Here is an 18473-nt window from a genome sequence, read left to right as displayed (position 1 = left end):
CACCACCAGGAAAGGCACTCTTCGTGCGTATCGACAAGTTTGTCGCCATCTCCGCCGTCGCCGCCCTCGGACTCGGTCTCGCCGCCTGCGGCAGCGACGACAAGAAGGGCTCGTCCGCCTCCGACCCGCTCAAGGTCGCCGCCTCCGCCGTCCCGCACGCGCAGATCCTGAAGTACATCAAGGACAACCTCGCCGCGAAGGAGGGCCTGAAGCTGGAGATCAAGGAGTTCTCGGACTACACCCAGCAGAATCCGGCCCTGGACGAGGGCGCGGTCGACGCCAACTTCTTCCAGCACAAGCCGTATCTGGCGGAGTACAACAAGGAGAAGGGCAAGAGCCTGACCCCGGTGGTGCCGGTGCACCTGGAGCCGCTCGCGCTCTACTCCAAGAACGTCAAGTCGCTCGCCGAGCTGAAGGAGGGCGCGACGATCGCGTTCCCGAACGACGCCACCAACGGCGGTCGTGCGCTCAAGTTGCTCGCCGACAACGGTGTGATCAAGCTCAAGGAGGGCGCGACCACCACGGCGACCGAGAAGGACATCGCCGACAACCCGAAGAAGCTGAAGTTCAAGGCGATCGAGGCGGCGCAGCTGCCCCGCGCGCTGGACGACGTGGACGGCGCGGTGATCAACGGCAACTACGCGCTGGACGCGGGGCTGACCCCGGGCAAGAACGGCATCGCGGTGGAGAAGGCCGACAACAACCCCTACGCGAACGTCCTGGTGGTCAAGAAGGGCAAGGACACCGACCCGCGCGTGCAGAAGCTGGCGAAGCTGCTGAACTCGCCCGAGGTGAAGAAGTACATCGCCGACGAGTACAAGGGCAACGTGCTCGCCGCGTTCTGATCCCGGCGGCGTGACCCCGCCGCCCGCACCGCGGCGCACACCCACCACGGCCCCCGCCCGATTCATCCGGCGGGGGCCGTGGCATGTTTCGGGGCATGTGAGAGGGTGTGGCCGACAGCAGGGAAGGAATCCGGCGGATCGCGCGGAGCACCTTCGGGCCCGGTGTCGAGGTGTGTTGCGGCCGTACCGGACGCGGACCACACCTCGATGCCGGTACATCCGGAGGCGACGGCGCGATGCGGCAACCCGGAGCGGTCCCGCCACTGTGAACGCACGCCCTCGGGCGGGCGTGAGCCAGAGACTTGCCGCTGTCCGGGACCCCGAACGCGGGTCCCGCCACCGACCAGGGCGTGGACACCCGAGGGAGGCCGACGGCGCATGCCTGCGTGCTTGATACCGATGTTCCCGGCGATCGTCGTACCGATGGGTACGGTACGGACATCCGACGGCGGATCGACGATGCCGGGCCGGCGCCGATGAGCGCCGCCTATCCGTTCTCCGCCATCGTCGGACTGGCCGACCTGCGCCTGGCTCTGGTGTTGAACGCGGTCTCGCCCGCGGTCGGCGGGGTGCTGGTGCGGGGCGAGAAGGGCACCGCCAAGTCGACCATGGTGCGCGCGCTGGCGAGCCAGCTGCCCGAGGTCGCGGTGGTGCCGGGTTGCCGCTTCTCCTGCGAACCGGTTCGGCCGGACGAGCACTGCCCCGACGGGCCGCACGATCCGGCGGTCGGCGGCGCCTCGCGCGCCGCGCGTCTGGTGGAACTGCCGGTCGGCGCCAGCGAGGACCGGCTGGCCGGCTCGCTGGACATCGAACGTGCGCTCACCGAGGGCGTCAAGGCGTACGAACCCGGGCTGCTGGCCGCCGCGCACCGGGGCGTGTTGTACGTCGACGAGGTCAACCTGCTGCACGATCACCTCGTCGACCTGCTCCTGGACGCGGCGGCGATGGGTACCTCGCACGTGGAGCGCGAGGGGGTGTCCGTGCGGCACGCCGCGCGGTTCCTGCTCGTGGGCACGATGAACCCGGAAGAGGGCGAGCTGCGGCCGCAGTTGCTGGACCGGTTCGGGCTGACCGTGGAGGTGGCGGCGAGCCGAGAGCCGCGCGAGCGGGCAGAGGTGGTGCGCCGCCGGTTGGCCTACGAGGCCGATCCGGACGGGTTCGCGGCGCGGTGGGCGGACGAGGACGCGGCGTTGGCCGGGCGGATCCTGGCGGCCCGGAAGGTGCTGGCCGATGTGCGGTTGCCGGACGCCGAGCTGGAGCGGATCGCCCGGGTGTGCGCGTCGTTCGAGGTGGACGGGATGCGGGCGGACCTGGTCACGGCGCGTACCTCGATCGCGCTGGCCGCCTGGCACGGGCGGACCGAGGTCACGGCGGAGGACGTGCGGCAGGCCGCGCTGTTGGCGCTGCCGCACCGGCGGCGACGCAATCCGTTCGATGCGCCCGGGTTGGATGAGGCGCTGCTCGATGAGGCGTTGCGGGATCCGGAGGAGCCGGAGCCCGAGCCGGACCCGGAGCCTGAAGGGGATGGGCCGGACGGGGGCGGGGAGCCGCCGGCGGGGGCGGACGGGTCGGAGCGGACGGACGGTGCGGACCGGTCGGATGCCTCGGATGGGGCGGACGGCTCGGATCGGGCGGACGGGTCGGCGGGCGACGGGTCGAAGTCGACCGAGGCGGCGCCGAGTTCGGCGCCCGGTACCGAGGATGCTCCGGTGGCGGGGACGCCGGCCGGTTCGGACGGTGGGCGGGAGCAGGCCGCGGTGGCAGCGGCCGAGCCGTATCGCACCCGGCTGTTCGCGGTGCCCGGGGTCGGGCAGGGCGCGGCCGGGCGCCGTTCCCGCGCGCGGACCGCGAGCGGGCGTACCACCGGCGCGCAGGTCGCCGCGGGCCGGGTGACCCGGCTGCATGTGGCCGCCACGGTGCGGGCGGCGGCGCTGCACCAGAAGGCGCGCGGACGTACCGGCGCGGGGCTGCTGCTGCGGCGCACCGATCTGCGCGAGGCGGTCCGCGAGGGGCGCGAGGGCAACCTGGTGCTGTTCGTGGTGGACGCGTCCGGGTCGATGGCGGCGCGCAAGCGCATGCAGGCGGTCAAGGGCGCGGTGTTGTCCCTGTTGCTGGACGCCTATCAGCGGCGGGACAAGGTCGGGCTGGTCACCTTCCGGGGCGCGGGTGCGTCGTTGGCGTTGCCGCCGACGTCGTCGGTGGAGATCGGCGCGGCGCGGCTGGCGGCGTTGCCGACCGGGGGGCGGACGCCCGTGGGGGCCGGGTTGTTGCGTGCGCACGAGACGTTGCGGGTGGAGCGGCTGCGTGATCCGCTGCGTCGGCCGCTGCTCGTGGTGGTCACCGACGGGCGGGCCACGGGTGGGCGGGACGCGCTGGGGGAGAGCCGGCGGGCGGCTCGGCTGTTGGCGGCCGGGGGTGTTGCGACGTTGGTGGTGGACTGCGAGAGCGGTCCGGTGCGGTTGGGCCTGGCGGCCCGGCTTGCCGGGGATCTGGGTGGGCCGGTGGTGACGTTGGACGAACTCGCGGCGGAGGGGCTGGCGGGGCTGGTGCGGGATGTGCGCTCGGTGGCGTGACGTGGTTGGTCCTCATGCGCCGGACGGGCTGGAATCGGTCGGTCCTGGGCGGTGGGTCGGCCGGGGTGTGGTTGGCCGGCCGGCGGCCCGCCGGTCCTCAAGCGCCGGACGGGCTGGGATTGGTGCGTTAGGCGGTTGGGTTGCGGTTGTCGGGTGCCTGCGGCGAGCGTCCTCATGCGCCGGACGGGCTGGGATTGGTGCGTTGGGCGGTTGGGTTGCGGTTGTCGGGTGCCTCTGGTGGGTGTCCTCAAGCGTCGGACGGGGTGGGGTTGGGACTACTGGGTCGGGCTTCGGGAGCCGGGCTGCGCCCCGTTTTGTCCTCATGCGCCGGACGGGCTGGGATTGGTGCTTTGGGCGGTTGGGTTGCGGTTTTCGGGCGCCTGCGGCGAGCGTCCTCATGCGCCGGACGGGCTGGGATTGGTGCGTTGGGCGGTTCGGTTGCGGTTGTCGGGTGCCTGCGGCGAGCGTCCTCAAGCGTCGGACGGGCTGGGGTTGGGACTGGGTCGGGCTTCGGGAGCCGGGCTGCGCTTCGCTTTGTCCTCATGCGCCGGACGGGCTGGGGTTGGTGCGTTGGGCGGTTCGGTTGCGGTTGTCGGGTGCCTGCGGCGAGCGTCCTCAAGCGCCGGACGGGCTGAATTTGGTTGCGTCGGGCGGGTTGGGGTGGGGTTTTCGGGTGCTTGCGGCGAGCGTCCTCGAACGCCGGACGGGCTGAAGTTGGTTGGCTTGAGGCTTTGGGTGTTTGCTGCGGGTGTTTTTTAGTGCCGGCTGGGTTGGATTGGTTGGCCTGGGGCTTTGTCCTGGGTCTTTGGGTTGAAGGAGGTTGTTGTGCCGCAGGGTGTTCCCGTGCATGTGCCTGCTGATGGGCTGACTACGCGTCAGCGGCGGAATCGGGCGTTGGTTGTCGTGCATACCGGGGTCGGCAAGGGGAAGTCGACCGCCGCCTTCGGGCTCGCCCTGCGGGGGTGGAATCAGGGGTGGGCGGTCGGGGTGTTCCAGTTTGTGAAGTCGGCCAAGTGGAAGGTCGGCGAGGAGAGTGTGTTGCGCACCCTCGGGCGCCTGCACGACGAGACGGGGGAGGGTGGGCCGGTCACCTGGCACAAGATGGGTGAGGGCTGGTCCTGGATCCAGCGCGAGGGTACGCAGGAGGACCACGCGGAGGCGGCTCGGCAGGGCTGGGAGCAGATCAAGCGGGACCTGGCCGCGGAGACGTATCGGGTGTACGTGCTCGACGAGTTCACCTATCCGATGAAGTGGGGCTGGGTGGACGTGGACGAGGTGGTCGCGGTGTTGCGGGATCGGCCGGGCAGCCAGCACGTGGTGATCACCGGCCGCGACGCCGATCCGCGCCTGATCGAGGCCGCCGACCTGGTCACCGAGATGACCAAGATCAAGCACCCGATGGACGCCGGGCAAAAGGGCCAGCGGGGTATCGAGTGGTGAGTGCTCCGCCGCGGGTGGTGATCGCCGCGCCCGCCTCGGGGCATGGGAAGACCACCGTCGCCACCGGGCTGATCGCCGCGTTCACCCGGCGCGGGGATGTCGTGTCGCCGCACAAGGTGGGGCCGGATTACATCGATCCCGGGTATCACGCGTTGGCGGCCGGCCGGGTCGGGCGCAATCTCGATCCGTTCCTGGTCGGGGAGGATCGGATCGGGTCGCTGTTCGCGCATGGCGCGCGCGGGGCCGATCTGGCCGTGATCGAGGGTGTGATGGGGCTGTTCGACGGCGCGGCCGGGCGTGGTGGATACGCCTCCACCGCGCACGTCGCGCGGTTGCTCGGGGCGCCGGTGGTGCTGGTCGTGGACGCGCGGGCGCAGAGCCGTTCGGTGGCCGCGCTCGTGCGCGGGTTCGACACTTTCGAGCCGGCCGTGGGCGTGGCCGGGGTGATCCTGAACCGGGTCGGCTCGGACCGGCACGAGAGCATGCTGCGCGAGGCACTGGACGAGATCGGCATGCCCGTCCTGGGCGTGCTGCGCCGGCACGACACAATCGCCAAACCCGCCCGGCACCTGGGCCTGGTCCCGGTCGCCGAGCGGCATGCGGACGCGGTGCGCACGGTGGAGGCGCTCGGCGAACTGATCGCGCGCAGTGTGGACTTGGCCGCCGTACGACGGATCGCGGCGGGTGCGGGGGCGCTGCCGGACGCGCCGTGGGACGCGGCCCGGGAGGTCGGCGGCCCGGTTGCCGGCCGGCCGAGAATCGCCCTCGCGGGCGGCTCGGCGTTCACCTTCGCCTACGCCGAGACCGCCGAACTGCTGAGCGCGGCCGGGGCCGAGGTGGTCACCGTCGATCCGCTGCGCGACGAGCGCTTGCCCGAGCGGACCGCGGGCCTGGTGGTGGGCGGCGGGTTTCCCGAGGTGTACGCGGCCGAGTTGGCGGCGAACGCGACGCTGCGCGCGGACGTGGTGGCGCTGGCCGGGCGCGGCGGGCCGATCGCGGCGGAGTGCGCGGGGCTGCTGTACCTGGCCCGGAGCCTGGACGGGGCGCCGATGTGCGGGGTGTTGCCCGCCGAGGCGCGGATGACCGAGCGGCTGACCCTGGGCTATCGCGAGGCGACGGCGGCGCACGACTCGGTGCTCGCGGCGACCGGACGGGTGGTGCGCGGACACGAGTTCCATCGCACCACGCTCACCCCGAGAGCGGGCGGCCGGCCGGCGTGGAGCCTGGGGGAGACGGGCTTCGAGGGGCATGTCGCGGGGTCGGTGCACGCGTCGTACCTGCATACCCATTGGGCGGGCGCGCCGGACCTGGCCCGGCGGTTCGTCGACGCGTGTGCGGCGGGTGCGGGGACGGGTGTGACCTCGGGGACCGGGGAGGGAGTAACTCTCGGTGCGTGATCGGCGCAACCTCGGGTGGGGGAGCCGACGTCGTGTCGGGTACAGGTGCCCGGCCACGGGCGCCGTCGCGGATCCGCGCGGAACCTCCCCCGGGGTTCGGCGCGGTGAGGGGGGATGGCCATGGCTGATCGGGTGACCGTGATCGGGTACGACGGCGGGCCGCTGTCGGCGCCGGCCGTCCAGGCGCTGCGGGCGGCGACGTTGGTCGCCGGGCCGGAGCGGGTGTTGGCGGCCGTCGAGGTGCCCGACGGGGCCGAGCGGGTGGTGTTGGGCAACGTACACGTGGCCGCGCAGCGGATCGGCGCGCATCGCGGCATCGCGGTGGTGCTCGCGATCGGCGATCCCGGCTTCTTCGGGATCGTGCGGTTGTTGCGCCGGCCCGAGTACGGCCTGGAGTTGGAGATCGTGCCCGCCGTGTCCTCGGTCGCCCTGGCGTTCGCCCGGGCCTCGATGGCGTGGGACGACGCCCGCGTGGTCAGCGCGTTGGGCCGGGACGTGCGTCGGGCGGCGAACCTGTGCCGGGCGTTCGGCAAGGTCGCGGTGCTGACCGGTTCGGGTGCGGGGCCGGCCGAACTGGCCGCGCTGCTCACCGACGTGCCGCGCACGTTCGTGGTCTGCGAGCGGCTGGGCACCGAGGACGAGGAGATCTCGATGGTCTCCGCGGAGCATGCGATCGGGCACGAGTGGTCCGACGTGGACGTGGTGATCGTGATCGGTCCGGCGCCGCGCGCGGGCGCCGCGGCGGGCTGGCTGGCGGGCGAACGGCCGGGGTTTCCGGGGCCGGTGCGCGGCTGGGCGCTGGCCGAGGAGTCGTACGCGCATCGTGCGGGCGCGATCACCCGCGCCGAGGTGCGTGCGCTCGCGGTGGCCCGAATCGGGCCGCGGCTCGGCGATCTGGTCTGGGACGTCGGCGCGGGCAGCGGTTCGGTCGGCGTGGAGTGCGCCCGGCACGGCGCAGCGGTGGTCGCGATCGAGCAGGACGCGTTCCGGTGCGACCTGATCGCGGAGAACGCCTCCCGGTTCGGTGTCGAGGTCCAGGTGGTGCACGGCAAGGCGCCCGAGGTGCTGGCCCGACTGCCGCTGCCCGACGTGGTGTTCGTCGGCGGGGGCGGGCCCTCGACGCTGGCGGCGTGCGCGGCGCGGCGTCCGGAGCGGATCGTCGCCGGGTTCTCCGAGGTGGACCGGGTGGCCGAGGCGCGTGCGGTGCTGGAGCGGGCGGGTTACACGGTGGACGGCTGCCTGTTGCAGGCCTCGCGGTTGTCGGCGCCGAGCGGTGGGGCGCTGGGGTTGGAGCCGGCGCACCCGGTGTTCGTGGTGTGGGGGGATCGTTCTTGACGGGTGAGCGGCGGGCGGATGATCCGCGGGCGAGTGACGCCCGCGGATCGTCCGAGTCCGGGGCGGACGCCCGGGTGTGGGTGGTCGGGATCGGGGCGGCGCGCGGGGTCGGCGCGGAGGAGGTGCGCGCGAGCGTGTGCGCCGCGTTGGCGCGGGCCGGTGCGGCGCGCTCGGCGGTGCGCGCGTTGGTGACCGTGGCGGCGCGGGCGGACGAGCCGGGCCTGGTGGCCGGCGCGGCGCTGCTCGGACTGCCGCTGTACGCGCGGCAGGCGGCGGAATTGGCCCAGGTGCCGGTTCCCCATCCGTCCGAGCGGGTGCGGGCGGCGGTCGGCACGTCGAGCGTCGCGGAGGCCGCGGCTCGGCTCGGGCCGGTACCGGGCGCGCCGCCGGGCGAGTTGGTGGTGGGGAAGACGCGCGGCGTGGGGGCGCGTCCGCGCTGTACGGTGGCGATTGCCCGTCACGTGGGGTCGACGGGTGGTGAAGTGGACCGACAAACGTCGTGATCGGTGCAGAATCGAGCCGACTCGGCGCCGTGGCGATCGAATTCGTATGGTGAATCGATCGGGAAGTGCTCGCTCGCGATCAACGCCGGGACCCCGGCCGTCGGAGCGGGCACCATCACCACCATCATGGACACGAACGACACGGGCGGGGCAGGGGCACCGGGCGATGACGCCGGGCAGGGGCACGGGAAGCCGGGAAAGCACGAGCATGGGCAATGACGCGATGACGGACCCGGACGGGCCCACTCCCGACGATCGGGACGGCACGTCGGGCGCGCGCGTGAGCCCGGACGTGGACCTGCGCCATCACGGCGACGCGGAGATCGGGCCCGGCCTGGTCGACCTCGCGGTCAACGTGCGGCTCGCGGAACCGCCGTCGTGGCTGGTGCACCGACTCACCGCGAGCCTGCGCGACCTGGCCGCCTACCCCGACACCACCCGCGCCCGCGCCGCGATCGCCGCCCGACACCGGCGCCCGATCGCCGAGGTGTTGCCCACGGCGGGCGCCGCCGAGGCGTTCGTCCTGCTCGCCCGCACCCTGACCCCCCGGCACGCGGTGGTCGTACACCCGCAGTTCACCGAGCCCGAGGCGGCACTCCGCGCCGCCGGGCACACCGTGGACCGGGTACTGCTCGACGAGCGCGACGGCTTCGCGCTCGACCCGGCGCGGATCCCCGCATCGGCCGACCTGGTCGTGCTCGGTAACCCCACCAACCCCACCTCGGTGCTGCACCCGGCGGCCACGATCGCCGCGCTCGCGCGCCCCGGCCGAATCCTCGTGGTCGACGAGGCGTTCGCCGACACCGTCCCCGGTGAACCCGAAAGCGTGGCCGATCGGCGCGACCTGCCCGGGCTCGTCGTTGTGCGAAGTCTCACGAAAACCTGGGCGTTGGCCGGACTTCGGATCGGTTACGTCCTGGCTTCCCCGGATCTGGTGCGCATCCTCACGGACGCTCAGCCGTTGTGGTCGGTGTCGACACCGGCGCTGATCGCCGCCGAGGCGTGCTGCACGCCGGAGGCGCTGGCGCAGGCGGAGGCGTTGGCCGTTACGCTCGCGGCTGACCGTTCGTACCTCGTGGAGAGATTGCGCACGGTTGCGGGGATGCGGCTACCGGTCGTTCCCCGATCCTCGTTCGTGCTCGCGCGGACCGAGGGGGGCCCAGAGATCCGCGAGCAGCTGAGGGAGCGAGGCTACGCGGTTCGGCGGGCCGACACCTTTCCGGGCCTGGGCCCGGATTGGCTTCGGATCGCGGTGCGGGATCGTGCCACGACGCTGGCCTTCGCGGCTGCCCTGGAAGGAGTAGTTCGATGAGCGAAGCCGACGAGCGCCGACCTGCCGGGGAGGGCGCGGGCCCTGCCCCCGCCGGGCACGCCGCCGGCACCGGTCCGGTCGGGGAACCGGCCGGTCCGTATCCGTACGACGATCTGGACGACGAGGACTCGCTGTTGATGCCCGGCCCGCAGGCCGGTTGGGCCGATCCGAACGTACCGACGGCCCCCGGGATGTCGCTGGCCGACCGCATGGTCGCCGCCGGTGAGGACGCCTCGGGACAGGCCCCGGTACCGCCGGTCGAGCAGGCGTACGACGCCGTGCCCGGCCCGCAGTCCGGCATGTTCGCCGCGATGATCATCGACGAGCCCGAACTGCCGGAGACCTACGTCGAGCCGGCCGCGCCCATGACGGCCGGTCAGATTCCGTATCCGCCCGGTCCCATGACGCCGCATCAGGAAGTTCCGCAGCCGGTGCAGGGGTTCGGCGCGGGTGCGTACGGGGTGGCGCCGGGCGTTGCCGAGCCTTATCCGGCGCCGGCGCAGGCTCCGGGTGGGGCGATGCCGGGCGCGGCCGAGGCGGCCGCGGGCGGGCCGGGCGCGGGTGCGCCGGTGCCGGTTCCGCCGCAGGCGGTGCCCGTGGTGCCGCCGCCGCTCGCACCGCAGTTCGTGCCGCCGGGTGCGGTCGTGGGCGAGTACGGTCCGGCCGACGGCGCGGTGCCGGTGGGCCGGGGTGTGGTCGGGCAGGCGCCCGAGCATGCGTCCGGGGGAGCCGAAGCGGCGCCCGCCGTCAATGGTGGTCGGTTGCGGCAGCGGGTGCGCGCGGCGCAGAGCGCGGAGCCGGTGCCGGGGCAGCCGGTGCAGCCGGAACCGGAGTCGGTACAGGTGCCTGCGGCGCCGGATCGGTCGCAGGCGCAACCGGTGGTTCAGGCCCAGGCGCCGGCGCCCGAGCAGCCCATGGGTGGGAATCCGGTCGACACACCGCCGTTCCCGGTGGCCGCCGCCGTGCCGCAGCGCACCACGCTGCCGCCGCGCCGGCAGCGTCGGGTGGGCCGTGGGCCGGTGCCGCAGCAGGCGGGGCCGCACAGCGGTGCGCATCCCGTGGGCGACGCGGTGAACACCGGCATCCCCGCCCAGGGTCCGGCGGCGCAGCCGCCGTCGGCGGTGCCGGTGGTGCCGCAGCAGGCCGCGCCGCAGCAGGCCGCCGCGGCGGGGACGCCGCCGGTCGAGCAGGGTGCGCCGGTCGCAGCCGAGGGTGCCGCGGCGTCGAGTGCGCCCGTCGAGCAGGTCGAGCAGAGCGTGGTGGTCGAGCCCGCGGCGCCGGTCGCGCCGGCCGCTCCCGTGCAGGGGGTGACCGCGCCGGCCATACCGCAACCGTTGCCCGGCGTGCCGACGCGGGCGGTGCCGCCGAGGTTCGTACAGGCCGCGCCGGACGCGGTCGCGAGCGTGCCGGCGGGGGCCGCTCCGGCGGTCGCCCCGACGCCGACCGCCGAGCCGGTTCCGGTTCCGGTGCCCGCTGTCGCGCCGACGCCGGATGCCGGGGTCGCGGCGCCGGCGGCGGGTGTCGAATCGCCCGTGCCCGAGCAGGCCGCGGTCGCGCAGCCGGTGGCCCCCGTCGTGCCCGAGGGCACCGGTGGGCGTCGGCGGCGTCCGGAGCGGGCGGCGGAGGCCGAGCAGGGGGCGACTCCCGCTGCCGCCACGCCGATCGGGCCGGTGGCGCCGCCGGAGCCGGTGGCCGTGAACGAGGGCCCGGCGGAGGCGGCGGTCGCCGCTGCGCCGAGCCCGGACGAGGCCGTGGCCGTGGCCGCGCAGCCGGTTTCGGCTCCTGTCGGGCCGGTGGTGACGCCCGCGGAGGCGGCGCCGGCCGAGACCGTGGTTTTGCCCGCGGGTGGTGTGGCCGGTGGACAGCCGGCCGCGGTGGCGCAGGTGCCGGTACCGGTGCCGGCGCAGGAGTCGTTGCCCGCCGTGGTTTCGACGCCCGACGTGCCCGGGCCGGTGGAGCAGCCGGCCGAGTCGGCAACGGTGGTTGCGGAAGCGCCGGTTGTGGAGAACGTGCCGGCTTCGGAGGTGGCGCAGGCGGCACCCGCCGCGAGTGCGCCGGTCGAGCCCGCCGCACCGGCGGAGCCGGTCGCCGGGGCTGTGGCGGACGCGCCGGATGCGCCGGTGGTGGCTGTCGCCGCGCCGGACGCGCAGGTTGTCGCGGCTGCGGCTGCGGCTGCGGATGTGCCCGCGACGGTGCCTGCCGGGTCGGATGCGCAGGCGGCACCGGCGGATGTCACGGCCGGGGCGACCGAGGCGCAGGCGGTGCCCGATTCGGGTGCCGTCGCGACGGTGCCCGCCGCTCCCGACGTGCAGGCGGTGCCGGCTGCCGAGACGCCGGCGGATGTGCCGGTGTCGGCCCCCGTCGCGGAGGCGGAGGTCGTCGAGGCTTCGGCGAGTGTGTCCGCGGTGCCGCAGGCCGGGCCCGAGGGCGCCGAGGCAGCGGCCGGGCCGGCCGCGGGGAATGCGGCGGCCGATGCGGCCGCCGTGCCCGTGGTGCAGGCGTCGGTCGGTGCGGATGGGGCGGCTGCGCCGGTCGCGGCCGCCGGTTCCGAGGCGCAGGCGGTGGCGGCTGCGGTCGCCGAGGCGGCGCCTGTCGGGGCGGATGCGGCGCAGGCCGTGCCGGCTCCCGAGGTTCCGGCGAGTGCGCCCGTCGGGTCGGAGGTTTCGGCTCCTGCGGCGAACGTGCCGGACGCGCAGGCGGCTTCCGCCGTCGGGCCCGAGGCTTCCGGGGGTCCGGCGAGTGCGTCGGACGTACCCGGCGCAGATGGCGCGGCGGCGCCCGTGGCCGCGAATGCGCCCGCCGAGACGGCCGGTGCCGACGTGCCCGCCGCTGCGGAGGTGCCGGTCGAGGTGCCGGCCGCCGCTCCGGTGCGTGCGGCCGGGCCGACCACGCGGGCCATCGCGGCGGAACTCCTCGCCGAGGAGGTACCCGTCGAACAGCCGCCCGCGCCGGCCCCCGAGCCCGTCGCGGGGCCGGCCGAGGCCGACTCCGGCGCCGGCGTCACGCCGGCGGTTCCCCGTACGTCCGACGAAGGCACCGCCATGCACGGCCCCCAGGTCACCCCCACCGCCGACGCCGAACAGCGGCCGCAGCCCGCGGCCGCCGCCGGGACCGGCGAGATCCCCAGGATTCCGCCGCCGCCGGCCGAGCCGGTCGGCGTGGTCGCCGACGGCGCGGTCGACGCCCCGGAGGCGACCCCGCAGCCGGACGCGGCCGTCGGGGCCGCGGGCGCGCCGGAGCCGGTGATCGCGGGCGCGCAGGCGTCGGCGACCGCCGAGACCGTGCTGCTGCCCACCACTCCCGCGGAGCCGGCGACCGCCGAGGCGGCGCAGCAGGCCGAGCCGGTGCAGGCGCAGGCCGCGGCGACCCCGGTGGCGGCCGAGGGCGCCCAGGGCACAGAGGGTGCCGAGGGTGCGGAAGGTGCCGAGGGCGCCCAGGGCACGGAGGGCGCGGAGGCGGAGGTCGTCGAGGAGGAGGCGCCCGAGGTCGATCGTGGCCCCGCCGCCCCCGGCTACGACGATGCGGCGCGCGAGGCGGTGCACCGCGTCATGCGCGAGCGGCGCGACGTGCGGGCCGGGTTCCGGCCCGACCCGGTGCCGGACGACGTACTGGTCCGGGTCCTCGAGGCGGCGCACGCGGCGCCCAGCGTGGGCTACTCGCAGCCGTGGGACTTCGTGGTGATCCGCTCCGAGGAGACCCGGGTCACCGTCCAGGAACTGGCCCAGCGCCAGCGCGAGGCGTACGCCACCTCGCTGCCCAAGGCCCGGGCCAAGCAGTTCCTGGAGATCAAGGTCGAGGCGATCCTGGAGACCCCGGTCAACATCGTGGTGACCGTGGACGCCACGCGTGGCGGTCGGCACACCCTCGGTCGGCACACCCAGCCGCAGATGGGCCCCTACTCCAGCGCGCTCGCGGTGGAGAACCTGTGGCTCGCCGCCCGGGCCGAGGGTCTGGGGGTCGGCTGGGTGAGCTTCTTCGACGAGCGCGAGCTGGCCACGGCGCTCGGGTTGCCGGAGCACATCGACGTGGTGGCGTACCTGTGCGTCGGCTACGTGGACGCGTTCCCCGACGAGCCGGAGCTGGCCACCTCGGGCTGGGCCAAGGCCCGCCCGCTGTCGTGGGTGGTGCACGAGGAGACCTACGGTCGCCGCGGCCTGCCCGGCGAGGACCCGGTCAGCCTGCTCGACGAGACGCTCCAGTCGGTGCGTCCGCTCGACGCCAAGGCGCTCGGCGCGGCCTGGGAGCACCAGCGGAACATGACCAAGCCGCCGGGCTCGCTGGGCATCCTGGAGACGATCGGCGCGCAGCTGTCCGGCCTGGCCCGGACGTTCCCGCCGCCGATCCCGGAGCCCGCGGCCGTCGCGGTATTCGCCGGCGACCACGGGGTGCACGCGCAGGGCGTGTCGCCGTGGCCGCAGGAGGTCACCGCCCAGATGGTGGGCAACTTCCTCGCGGGCGGCGCGGTGGTCAACGCGTTCGCCAAGCAGATCGGCGTCGAGGTGTGCGTCGTCGACATCGGCGTCGCCACCGAGCTGCCGGACGCCACCGGACTGCTCCCGCGCCGGATCCGGCCGGGCACCGCCGACATGACCCAGGGCCCCGCGATGACCCGCGAGGAGGCGATCGCCGCCATCGAGGTCGGCATCGAAACCGCGCGGGACCTGGTCACCGCGGGCAACCGGGGCCTGCTCACCGGCGACATGGGGATCGCGAACACGACCGCCTCCGCCGCGCTGATCTCGGTGTTCACCGGGGCCGACGTGGCCGAGGTGACGGGTCGCGGCACCGGGATCGACGACGCCACGCACCGGCGCAAGATCGAGGTGGTCAAGGCGGCGCTCGCGCGGCACGAACCGGACCCGGGTGACCCGATCGGCGTACTGGCCGCGATCGGCGGCCTGGAGCACGCGGCGATCGCCGGCTACATCATCGGCGCGGCGGCGCTGCGCGTCCCGGTCGTGCTCGACGGCGTGATCGCGGGCGCGGCGGCGCTGGTCGCGCAGGCGATCGCGCCGGAGGCGGTACAGGCGTGCGTCGCCGGGCACCGGTCGGCCGAGCCGGGGCATGCGGCGGCGTTGGCGAAGTTGTCGCTGCGTCCGCTGGTCGAGTTGGAGATGCGGCTCGGCGAGGGCACCGGCGCGGTGTTGGCCCTGCCCCTGGTGCAGAGCGCGGTGCGCGTGCTGCACGATGTGGCCACGTTCGACTCGGCGGGAGTCAGTGGCAAGACCGACTGATATCGACTGATACCGACTGGTTCGGCTATTTTTCGAGTCCCGCCCGCAGCAGCAGAAGGGCACCTCGGCCACGATGGAGTGGCCGAGGTGCCCTTTCCGCGCGGTGAAACGTGGTGACCCGGAGCGGGCCGGAACCAGCCGGCCGGCTCCCGGGACACCGCGGAGCACCACAGACCCACCGAGCACCGCGTACGCGGAGCGCCCCGCCCCACCCGGAAAAGTGAGAACGATGTCCCGACTTCCTGGTCCCCCCGCCTACCCCGCCGGCCTGCGCCTGGAGGGCCGGCGTGTCGTCGTGGTCGGCGCCGGTACGGTCGCCCAGCGTCGCCTGCCCGCGCTGCTCGACGCCGGCGCGGACGTGCTCGTGGTCGCCCCCGAGGCGACGCCCGCGGTCGAGGGCATGGCGAGCGGCGGCGAACTGCGCTGGGCGCGGCGGGCCTATGCGCCCGGCGACCTGGACGGGGCGTGGTACGCGCTGGCCGCGACCGATGTCGCCGCGGTCAACGAGGCGGTGGCGGCCGACGCCGAGGCGCGACGGGTGTTCTGCGTGCGTTGTGACGACGCCTCGCACGCGAGCGCTTGGACGCCGGCCAGTGGGCGGCACGACGGGCTGACCGTGGCGGTGCTGGCGGGAGGCGATCCGCGGCGGGCGGCGGGAGTGCGGGATCGCATCGTCGAGGGTCTGCACGACGGGTCGCTGGCCGCGCGCAAGGAACGCCCGAGCGGGGTGCTGCCGGGGGTGGCGCTGGTCGGTGGCGGTCCGGGCGACCCGGACCTGATCACCGTGCGTGGGCGGCGGCTGCTGGCCGAGGCCGATGTGGTGATCGCGGACCGGCTCGGGCCGCGGGCGCTGCTCGGCGAGTTGCCGCCGCATGTCGAGGTGGTCGACGCGGCGAAGATCCCGTACGGGCGGGCGATGGCCCAGGAGGCGATCAACGACGCGATGATCACGCACGCGAAGGCGGGGCGCTTCGTGGTGCGGCTCAAGGGCGGCGACAACTATGTCTTCGGACGGGGCTTCGAGGAGGCGCTGGCCTGCGCGGAGGCGGGCGTGCCGTGTCAGGTGGTGCCGGGGATCACCAGTGCGATCTCGGTTCCGGCGATAGCCGGCATCCCGGTCACCCACCGGGGTGTGGCGCACGAGTTCGCGGTGGTCTCGGGGCATGTCGCGCCGGAGGACCCGCGGTCGCTGGTGGACTGGGCGGCGTTGGCGCGGCTGCGCGGGACGCTGGTGTTGCTGATGGCGGTGGAGCGGCTGGGGCCGATCACGGCGGCGCTGGTGGCGCATGGCCGAGCGGCCTCGACTCCCGTCGCGGTGATCCAGGAGGGCACGATGGCCACGCAGCGGGTCCTGCGCACGTCGCTGGGCGCGGCGGCGGGGGACGTGGCCGCGGCGGGGATTCGCCCACCGGCGATCGTGGTCATCGGCGAGGTGGCCGCGCTCTCGGGTTGACGGGCCGGCCCGGTCCTCAAACGCCGGACGGGCTGGGGGGTTCGACCTGGGCCAGGATCGCCTGCCGGCGCGCCTGGCCTTGCGGCCGGCTTGTCCTCAAGCGCCGGACGGGCTGAGGGGGTGGTCTTGGTTCCCGGGTTGGCTTGGCGTTCCGGTTTGGTGGTGCCGGGTCTGTGGCCGGCTTGTTCTCAAGCGCCGGACGGGCTGAGGGTTTGGTCTTGGTTCCCGGGTTGGCTTGGCGTTCCGGTTTGGTGGTGCTGGGTCTGTGGCCGGCTTGTTCTCAAGCGCTGGACGGGCTGAGGGGGTGGTTTGGGTTCCCGGGTTGACTTGGCGCTGCGGTTTCGGTGAGGCCGGGCCTGTGGCCGGATGGTTCTCAAGGGCCGGGCGGGCTGCGGGGTTCGTTTTGTGTTGTGGGGTTGGGTGACGGGCTGTTGGGGTGTGGGGGCTGGGAGACTGGGGGGATGTCCGTGATTTTGGTTGATGATCCTGGGGATCCGCGGCTTGTCGACTACACCGATTTGACCGATGTCGAGCTGCGTCGTCGTCGTGAACCGGCCGAGGGGCTGTTCATGGCGGAGGGGGAGAAGGTGATTCGGCGGGCGTTGGGGGCGGGGTATCCGATGCGGTCGATGTTGCTTTCGGAGCGGTGGCTCGAGGTCATGGCGGAGGTGATCGAGCGGGCCGACGTGCCGGTGTACGTGGGCAGTCCCGAGGTCGTCGAGCGGGTGACGGGGTATCAGGTGCATCGGGGGGCGCTGGCCTCGATGGGGCGCAAGGTGTTGCCGGCGGCGGGTGAGCTGGTGGCCGGTGCGCGGCGGGTCGCGGTGCTGGAGGGGGTCAACGATCACACCAACGTCGGGGCGATCTTCCGTGGCGCGGCGGCGCTGGGCATGGATGCGGTGTTGTTGTCGCCGGACTGCGCGGATCCGCTGTACCGGCGGTCGGTGAAGGTTTCGATGGGCGCGGTGTTCTCGGTGCCGTACGCGCGCCTGGACCCGTGGCCCGGCGGCCTCGACGTGCTGCGTGGGGCGGGGTTGACGCTGCTGGCGCTGACTCCGGGCGAAGGGTCGGTGGCGTTGAACGAGCTGCCCACCGCGGACACCGACCGATGTGCGTTGATGCTGGGCGCGGAGGGGCCGGGGCTGACGGCGAAGGCGTTGGCCGCGGCGGATCGGCTGGTGCGGATCCCGATGTCGCATGGGGTGGACTCGCTGAATGTCGGTGCTGCCGCGGCGGTCGCCTTCTATGCGGTGGCGTTCGGCTGAGTGGGGGACGGCCGAACGGGGGAATCGTGCACGATGGGCATGGCGGGCTCAGGTATTCGACGGGGCATCGTAGTGGCGTTCGCGGGCGGCTTCGCCCGAGCGTTGAATGTCGTTGATCGATCGGGTGTGGTATAGGTCCGGGCGGGCGTGTACCCGGCGTCCTCGCATCCGGTCCTTCCGGATCTCGGTGCCCCGGTCCCAGATGTGCAGGCGGGGCGCGTCGGTGTCGGGATACCTCCAGGGAGCGAACCGGTTCGGCGGTAGCGGCAGGGCCTCGATCTCGCGCCGCGCGGTCCGGGCCGCGCTCACCCGGCGCCGGTAGTCGTGGAAGATTTGGAACCGGTAGCGGCGCAGGTACTCGTAGGCCGTCGGCGTGCCGGCGGACACCTCCATGCCCGCGATGCAGACGGCTTCGCGGCGTAGCGTGTCGGCGTTTGCGGGCAGCACGAACAGGCCCTCGCGCACGGTGTCTTCCGGCTTGCGCTTGTGCCGGCGCTCGCGCTCCCAGTCCCACATGGGCTCCGGGTGCCGCCGCATCCAGGTGTCGCGGTCGGCGAGCGCGGCGTCCAAGCCGTGGGTGCGCCAGTACACGGTGCCGTCCGGTCGGCCGAGCGTGGGCAGCAGTCGGCGCAGGTCGCGGGCGGCCCGGCCGCCGAAGGGGGTACGCTCGCCGGCGAACAGCACGATGGGCGGCGAGGGTTCGGCGTCGAACGGGTTCGGGTCGAGGTGGCGGCGGTCGATCACCACGAGGGTGTTGGGGCATCGCTCGTGTGCCAGGCCCCACATCAGCCGGGCGAACAGCAGGGCTCCGGCGCGATCGGACACCACGTGCCAATGGTCGTGGAAGTGGTTGACCGCGAACCGGGTCGTGTTCGACGGCCGCGGGGTGATCAGGCGGTAGGGCCGTCCGTCCAGGTAGGCGGTGATCCGATGCATTTTGATCCGATCACCTGCGTCCCGATTGACGCCCGATTGCTTTCGTTTGTGTACTTGGTTGGTAGTGATCCGCTTCTCTCTTCCTTGCGTTCGATGAGATGTTTCTTCCGATCGCCCCGGAATCCGAGGCAACGGCCTTCCCTGATTTGTCTCATGACATGCCGATCGCGTCATGCCAAT

11 protein-coding genes are annotated in these 18473 nt (G+C 73.8%); 10 read left to right on the top strand and 1 reads right to left on the bottom strand.

Features of this window, described 5'->3' with window-relative positions; translation table 11 throughout:
- Positions 1-23 precede the first annotated feature (23 nt).
- The 10 genes from ACFXKZ_RS16815 (at position 24) to ACFXKZ_RS16770 (ending at position 17357) form a co-directional block, all read left to right on the top strand.
- Entirely contained in the window at positions 24-845 is an 822-nt protein-coding gene (locus ACFXKZ_RS16815) for a MetQ/NlpA family ABC transporter substrate-binding protein (RefSeq protein WP_380001013.1), read from the top strand.
- 476 nt (positions 846-1321) lie between these two features.
- Entirely contained in the window at positions 1322-3418 is a 2097-nt protein-coding gene (locus tag ACFXKZ_RS16810) for a putative cobaltochelatase (protein WP_380001011.1), read from the top strand.
- Between the two features lie 825 nt (positions 3419-4243).
- Complete coding sequence (cobO, locus tag ACFXKZ_RS16805) at positions 4244-4858, top strand: cob(I)yrinic acid a,c-diamide adenosyltransferase (protein ID WP_380001009.1); 615 nt, start codon at positions 4244-4246, stop codon at positions 4856-4858.
- Complete coding sequence (locus tag ACFXKZ_RS16800; RefSeq protein WP_380001007.1) at positions 4855-6255, top strand: cobyrinate a,c-diamide synthase; 1401 nt, start codon at positions 4855-4857, stop codon at positions 6253-6255. Before cobO ends, ACFXKZ_RS16800 begins: the two co-directional genes overlap by 4 nt.
- Positions 6256-6375: 120 nt before the next feature.
- The gene (cbiE, locus tag ACFXKZ_RS16795; RefSeq protein ID WP_380001005.1) at positions 6376-7590 is read left to right on the top strand and encodes a precorrin-6y C5,15-methyltransferase (decarboxylating) subunit CbiE; all 1215 of its coding nucleotides are present in this window, start codon (positions 6376-6378) and stop codon (positions 7588-7590) included.
- Positions 7587-8093, top strand: coding sequence for a cobalamin biosynthesis protein (locus tag ACFXKZ_RS16790; protein WP_380001003.1), 507 nt, complete (start codon positions 7587-7589; stop codon positions 8091-8093). Before cbiE ends, ACFXKZ_RS16790 begins: the two co-directional genes overlap by 4 nt.
- Before the next feature lie 208 nt (positions 8094-8301).
- Positions 8302-9405, top strand: a complete 1104-nt coding sequence (cobC, locus tag ACFXKZ_RS16785; protein ID WP_380001001.1) for an Rv2231c family pyridoxal phosphate-dependent protein CobC — start codon at positions 8302-8304, stop codon at positions 9403-9405.
- The gene (gene cobT, locus ACFXKZ_RS16780) at positions 9402-14639 is read left to right on the top strand and encodes a nicotinate-nucleotide--dimethylbenzimidazole phosphoribosyltransferase (protein ID WP_380001000.1); all 5238 of its coding nucleotides are present in this window, start codon (positions 9402-9404) and stop codon (positions 14637-14639) included. The genes cobC and cobT overlap by 4 nt, the downstream gene beginning before the upstream one ends.
- Before the next feature lie 229 nt (positions 14640-14868).
- The gene (gene cobA / locus ACFXKZ_RS16775; protein WP_380000998.1) at positions 14869-16092 is read left to right on the top strand and encodes a uroporphyrinogen-III C-methyltransferase; all 1224 of its coding nucleotides are present in this window, start codon (positions 14869-14871) and stop codon (positions 16090-16092) included.
- A gap of 461 nt (positions 16093-16553) precedes the next feature.
- The gene (locus ACFXKZ_RS16770) at positions 16554-17357 is read left to right on the top strand and encodes a TrmH family RNA methyltransferase (RefSeq protein ID WP_380000996.1); all 804 of its coding nucleotides are present in this window, start codon (positions 16554-16556) and stop codon (positions 17355-17357) included.
- A gap of 48 nt (positions 17358-17405) precedes the next feature.
- On the opposite strand, the gene ACFXKZ_RS16765 is transcribed toward ACFXKZ_RS16770, so the two are convergent.
- Positions 17406-18293 carry a hypothetical protein gene (locus ACFXKZ_RS16765; protein WP_380000994.1) on the bottom strand — a complete coding sequence of 296 codons (888 nt, stop codon included), beginning with the start codon at positions 18291-18293 and terminating at the stop codon, positions 17406-17408.
- Positions 18294-18473: the final 180 nt, after the last annotated feature.

The sequence above is a fragment of the Embleya sp. NPDC059237 genome (genome assembly GCF_042754105.1).
Taxonomy (GTDB): Bacteria; Actinomycetota; Actinomycetes; order Streptomycetales; family Streptomycetaceae; genus Embleya.
This window is presented reverse-complemented; position numbering and strand designations above follow the sequence as displayed.

What these genes read in the sequence shown, in the direction of transcription:
- ACFXKZ_RS16810 (WP_380001011.1), top strand. Translation starts at nt 1,322, where the DNA reads ATGAGCGCCGCCTATCCGTTCTCCGCCATCGTCGGACTGGCCGACCTG.
- cbiE (WP_380001005.1), top strand. Translation starts at nt 6,376, where the DNA reads ATGGCTGATCGGGTGACCGTGATCGGGTACGACGGCGGGCCGCTGTCG.
- cobC (WP_380001001.1), top strand. Translation starts at nt 8,302, where the DNA reads ATGGGCAATGACGCGATGACGGACCCGGACGGGCCCACTCCCGACGAT.
- cobT (WP_380001000.1), top strand. Translation starts at nt 9,402, where the DNA reads ATGAGCGAAGCCGACGAGCGCCGACCTGCCGGGGAGGGCGCGGGCCCT.
- cobA (WP_380000998.1), top strand. Translation starts at nt 14,869, where the DNA reads ATGTCCCGACTTCCTGGTCCCCCCGCCTACCCCGCCGGCCTGCGCCTG.
- ACFXKZ_RS16770 (WP_380000996.1), top strand. Translation starts at nt 16,554, where the DNA reads ATGTCCGTGATTTTGGTTGATGATCCTGGGGATCCGCGGCTTGTCGAC.
- ACFXKZ_RS16765 (WP_380000994.1), bottom strand. Translation starts at nt 18,293, where the DNA reads ATGCATCGGATCACCGCCTACCTGGACGGACGGCCCTACCGCCTGATC.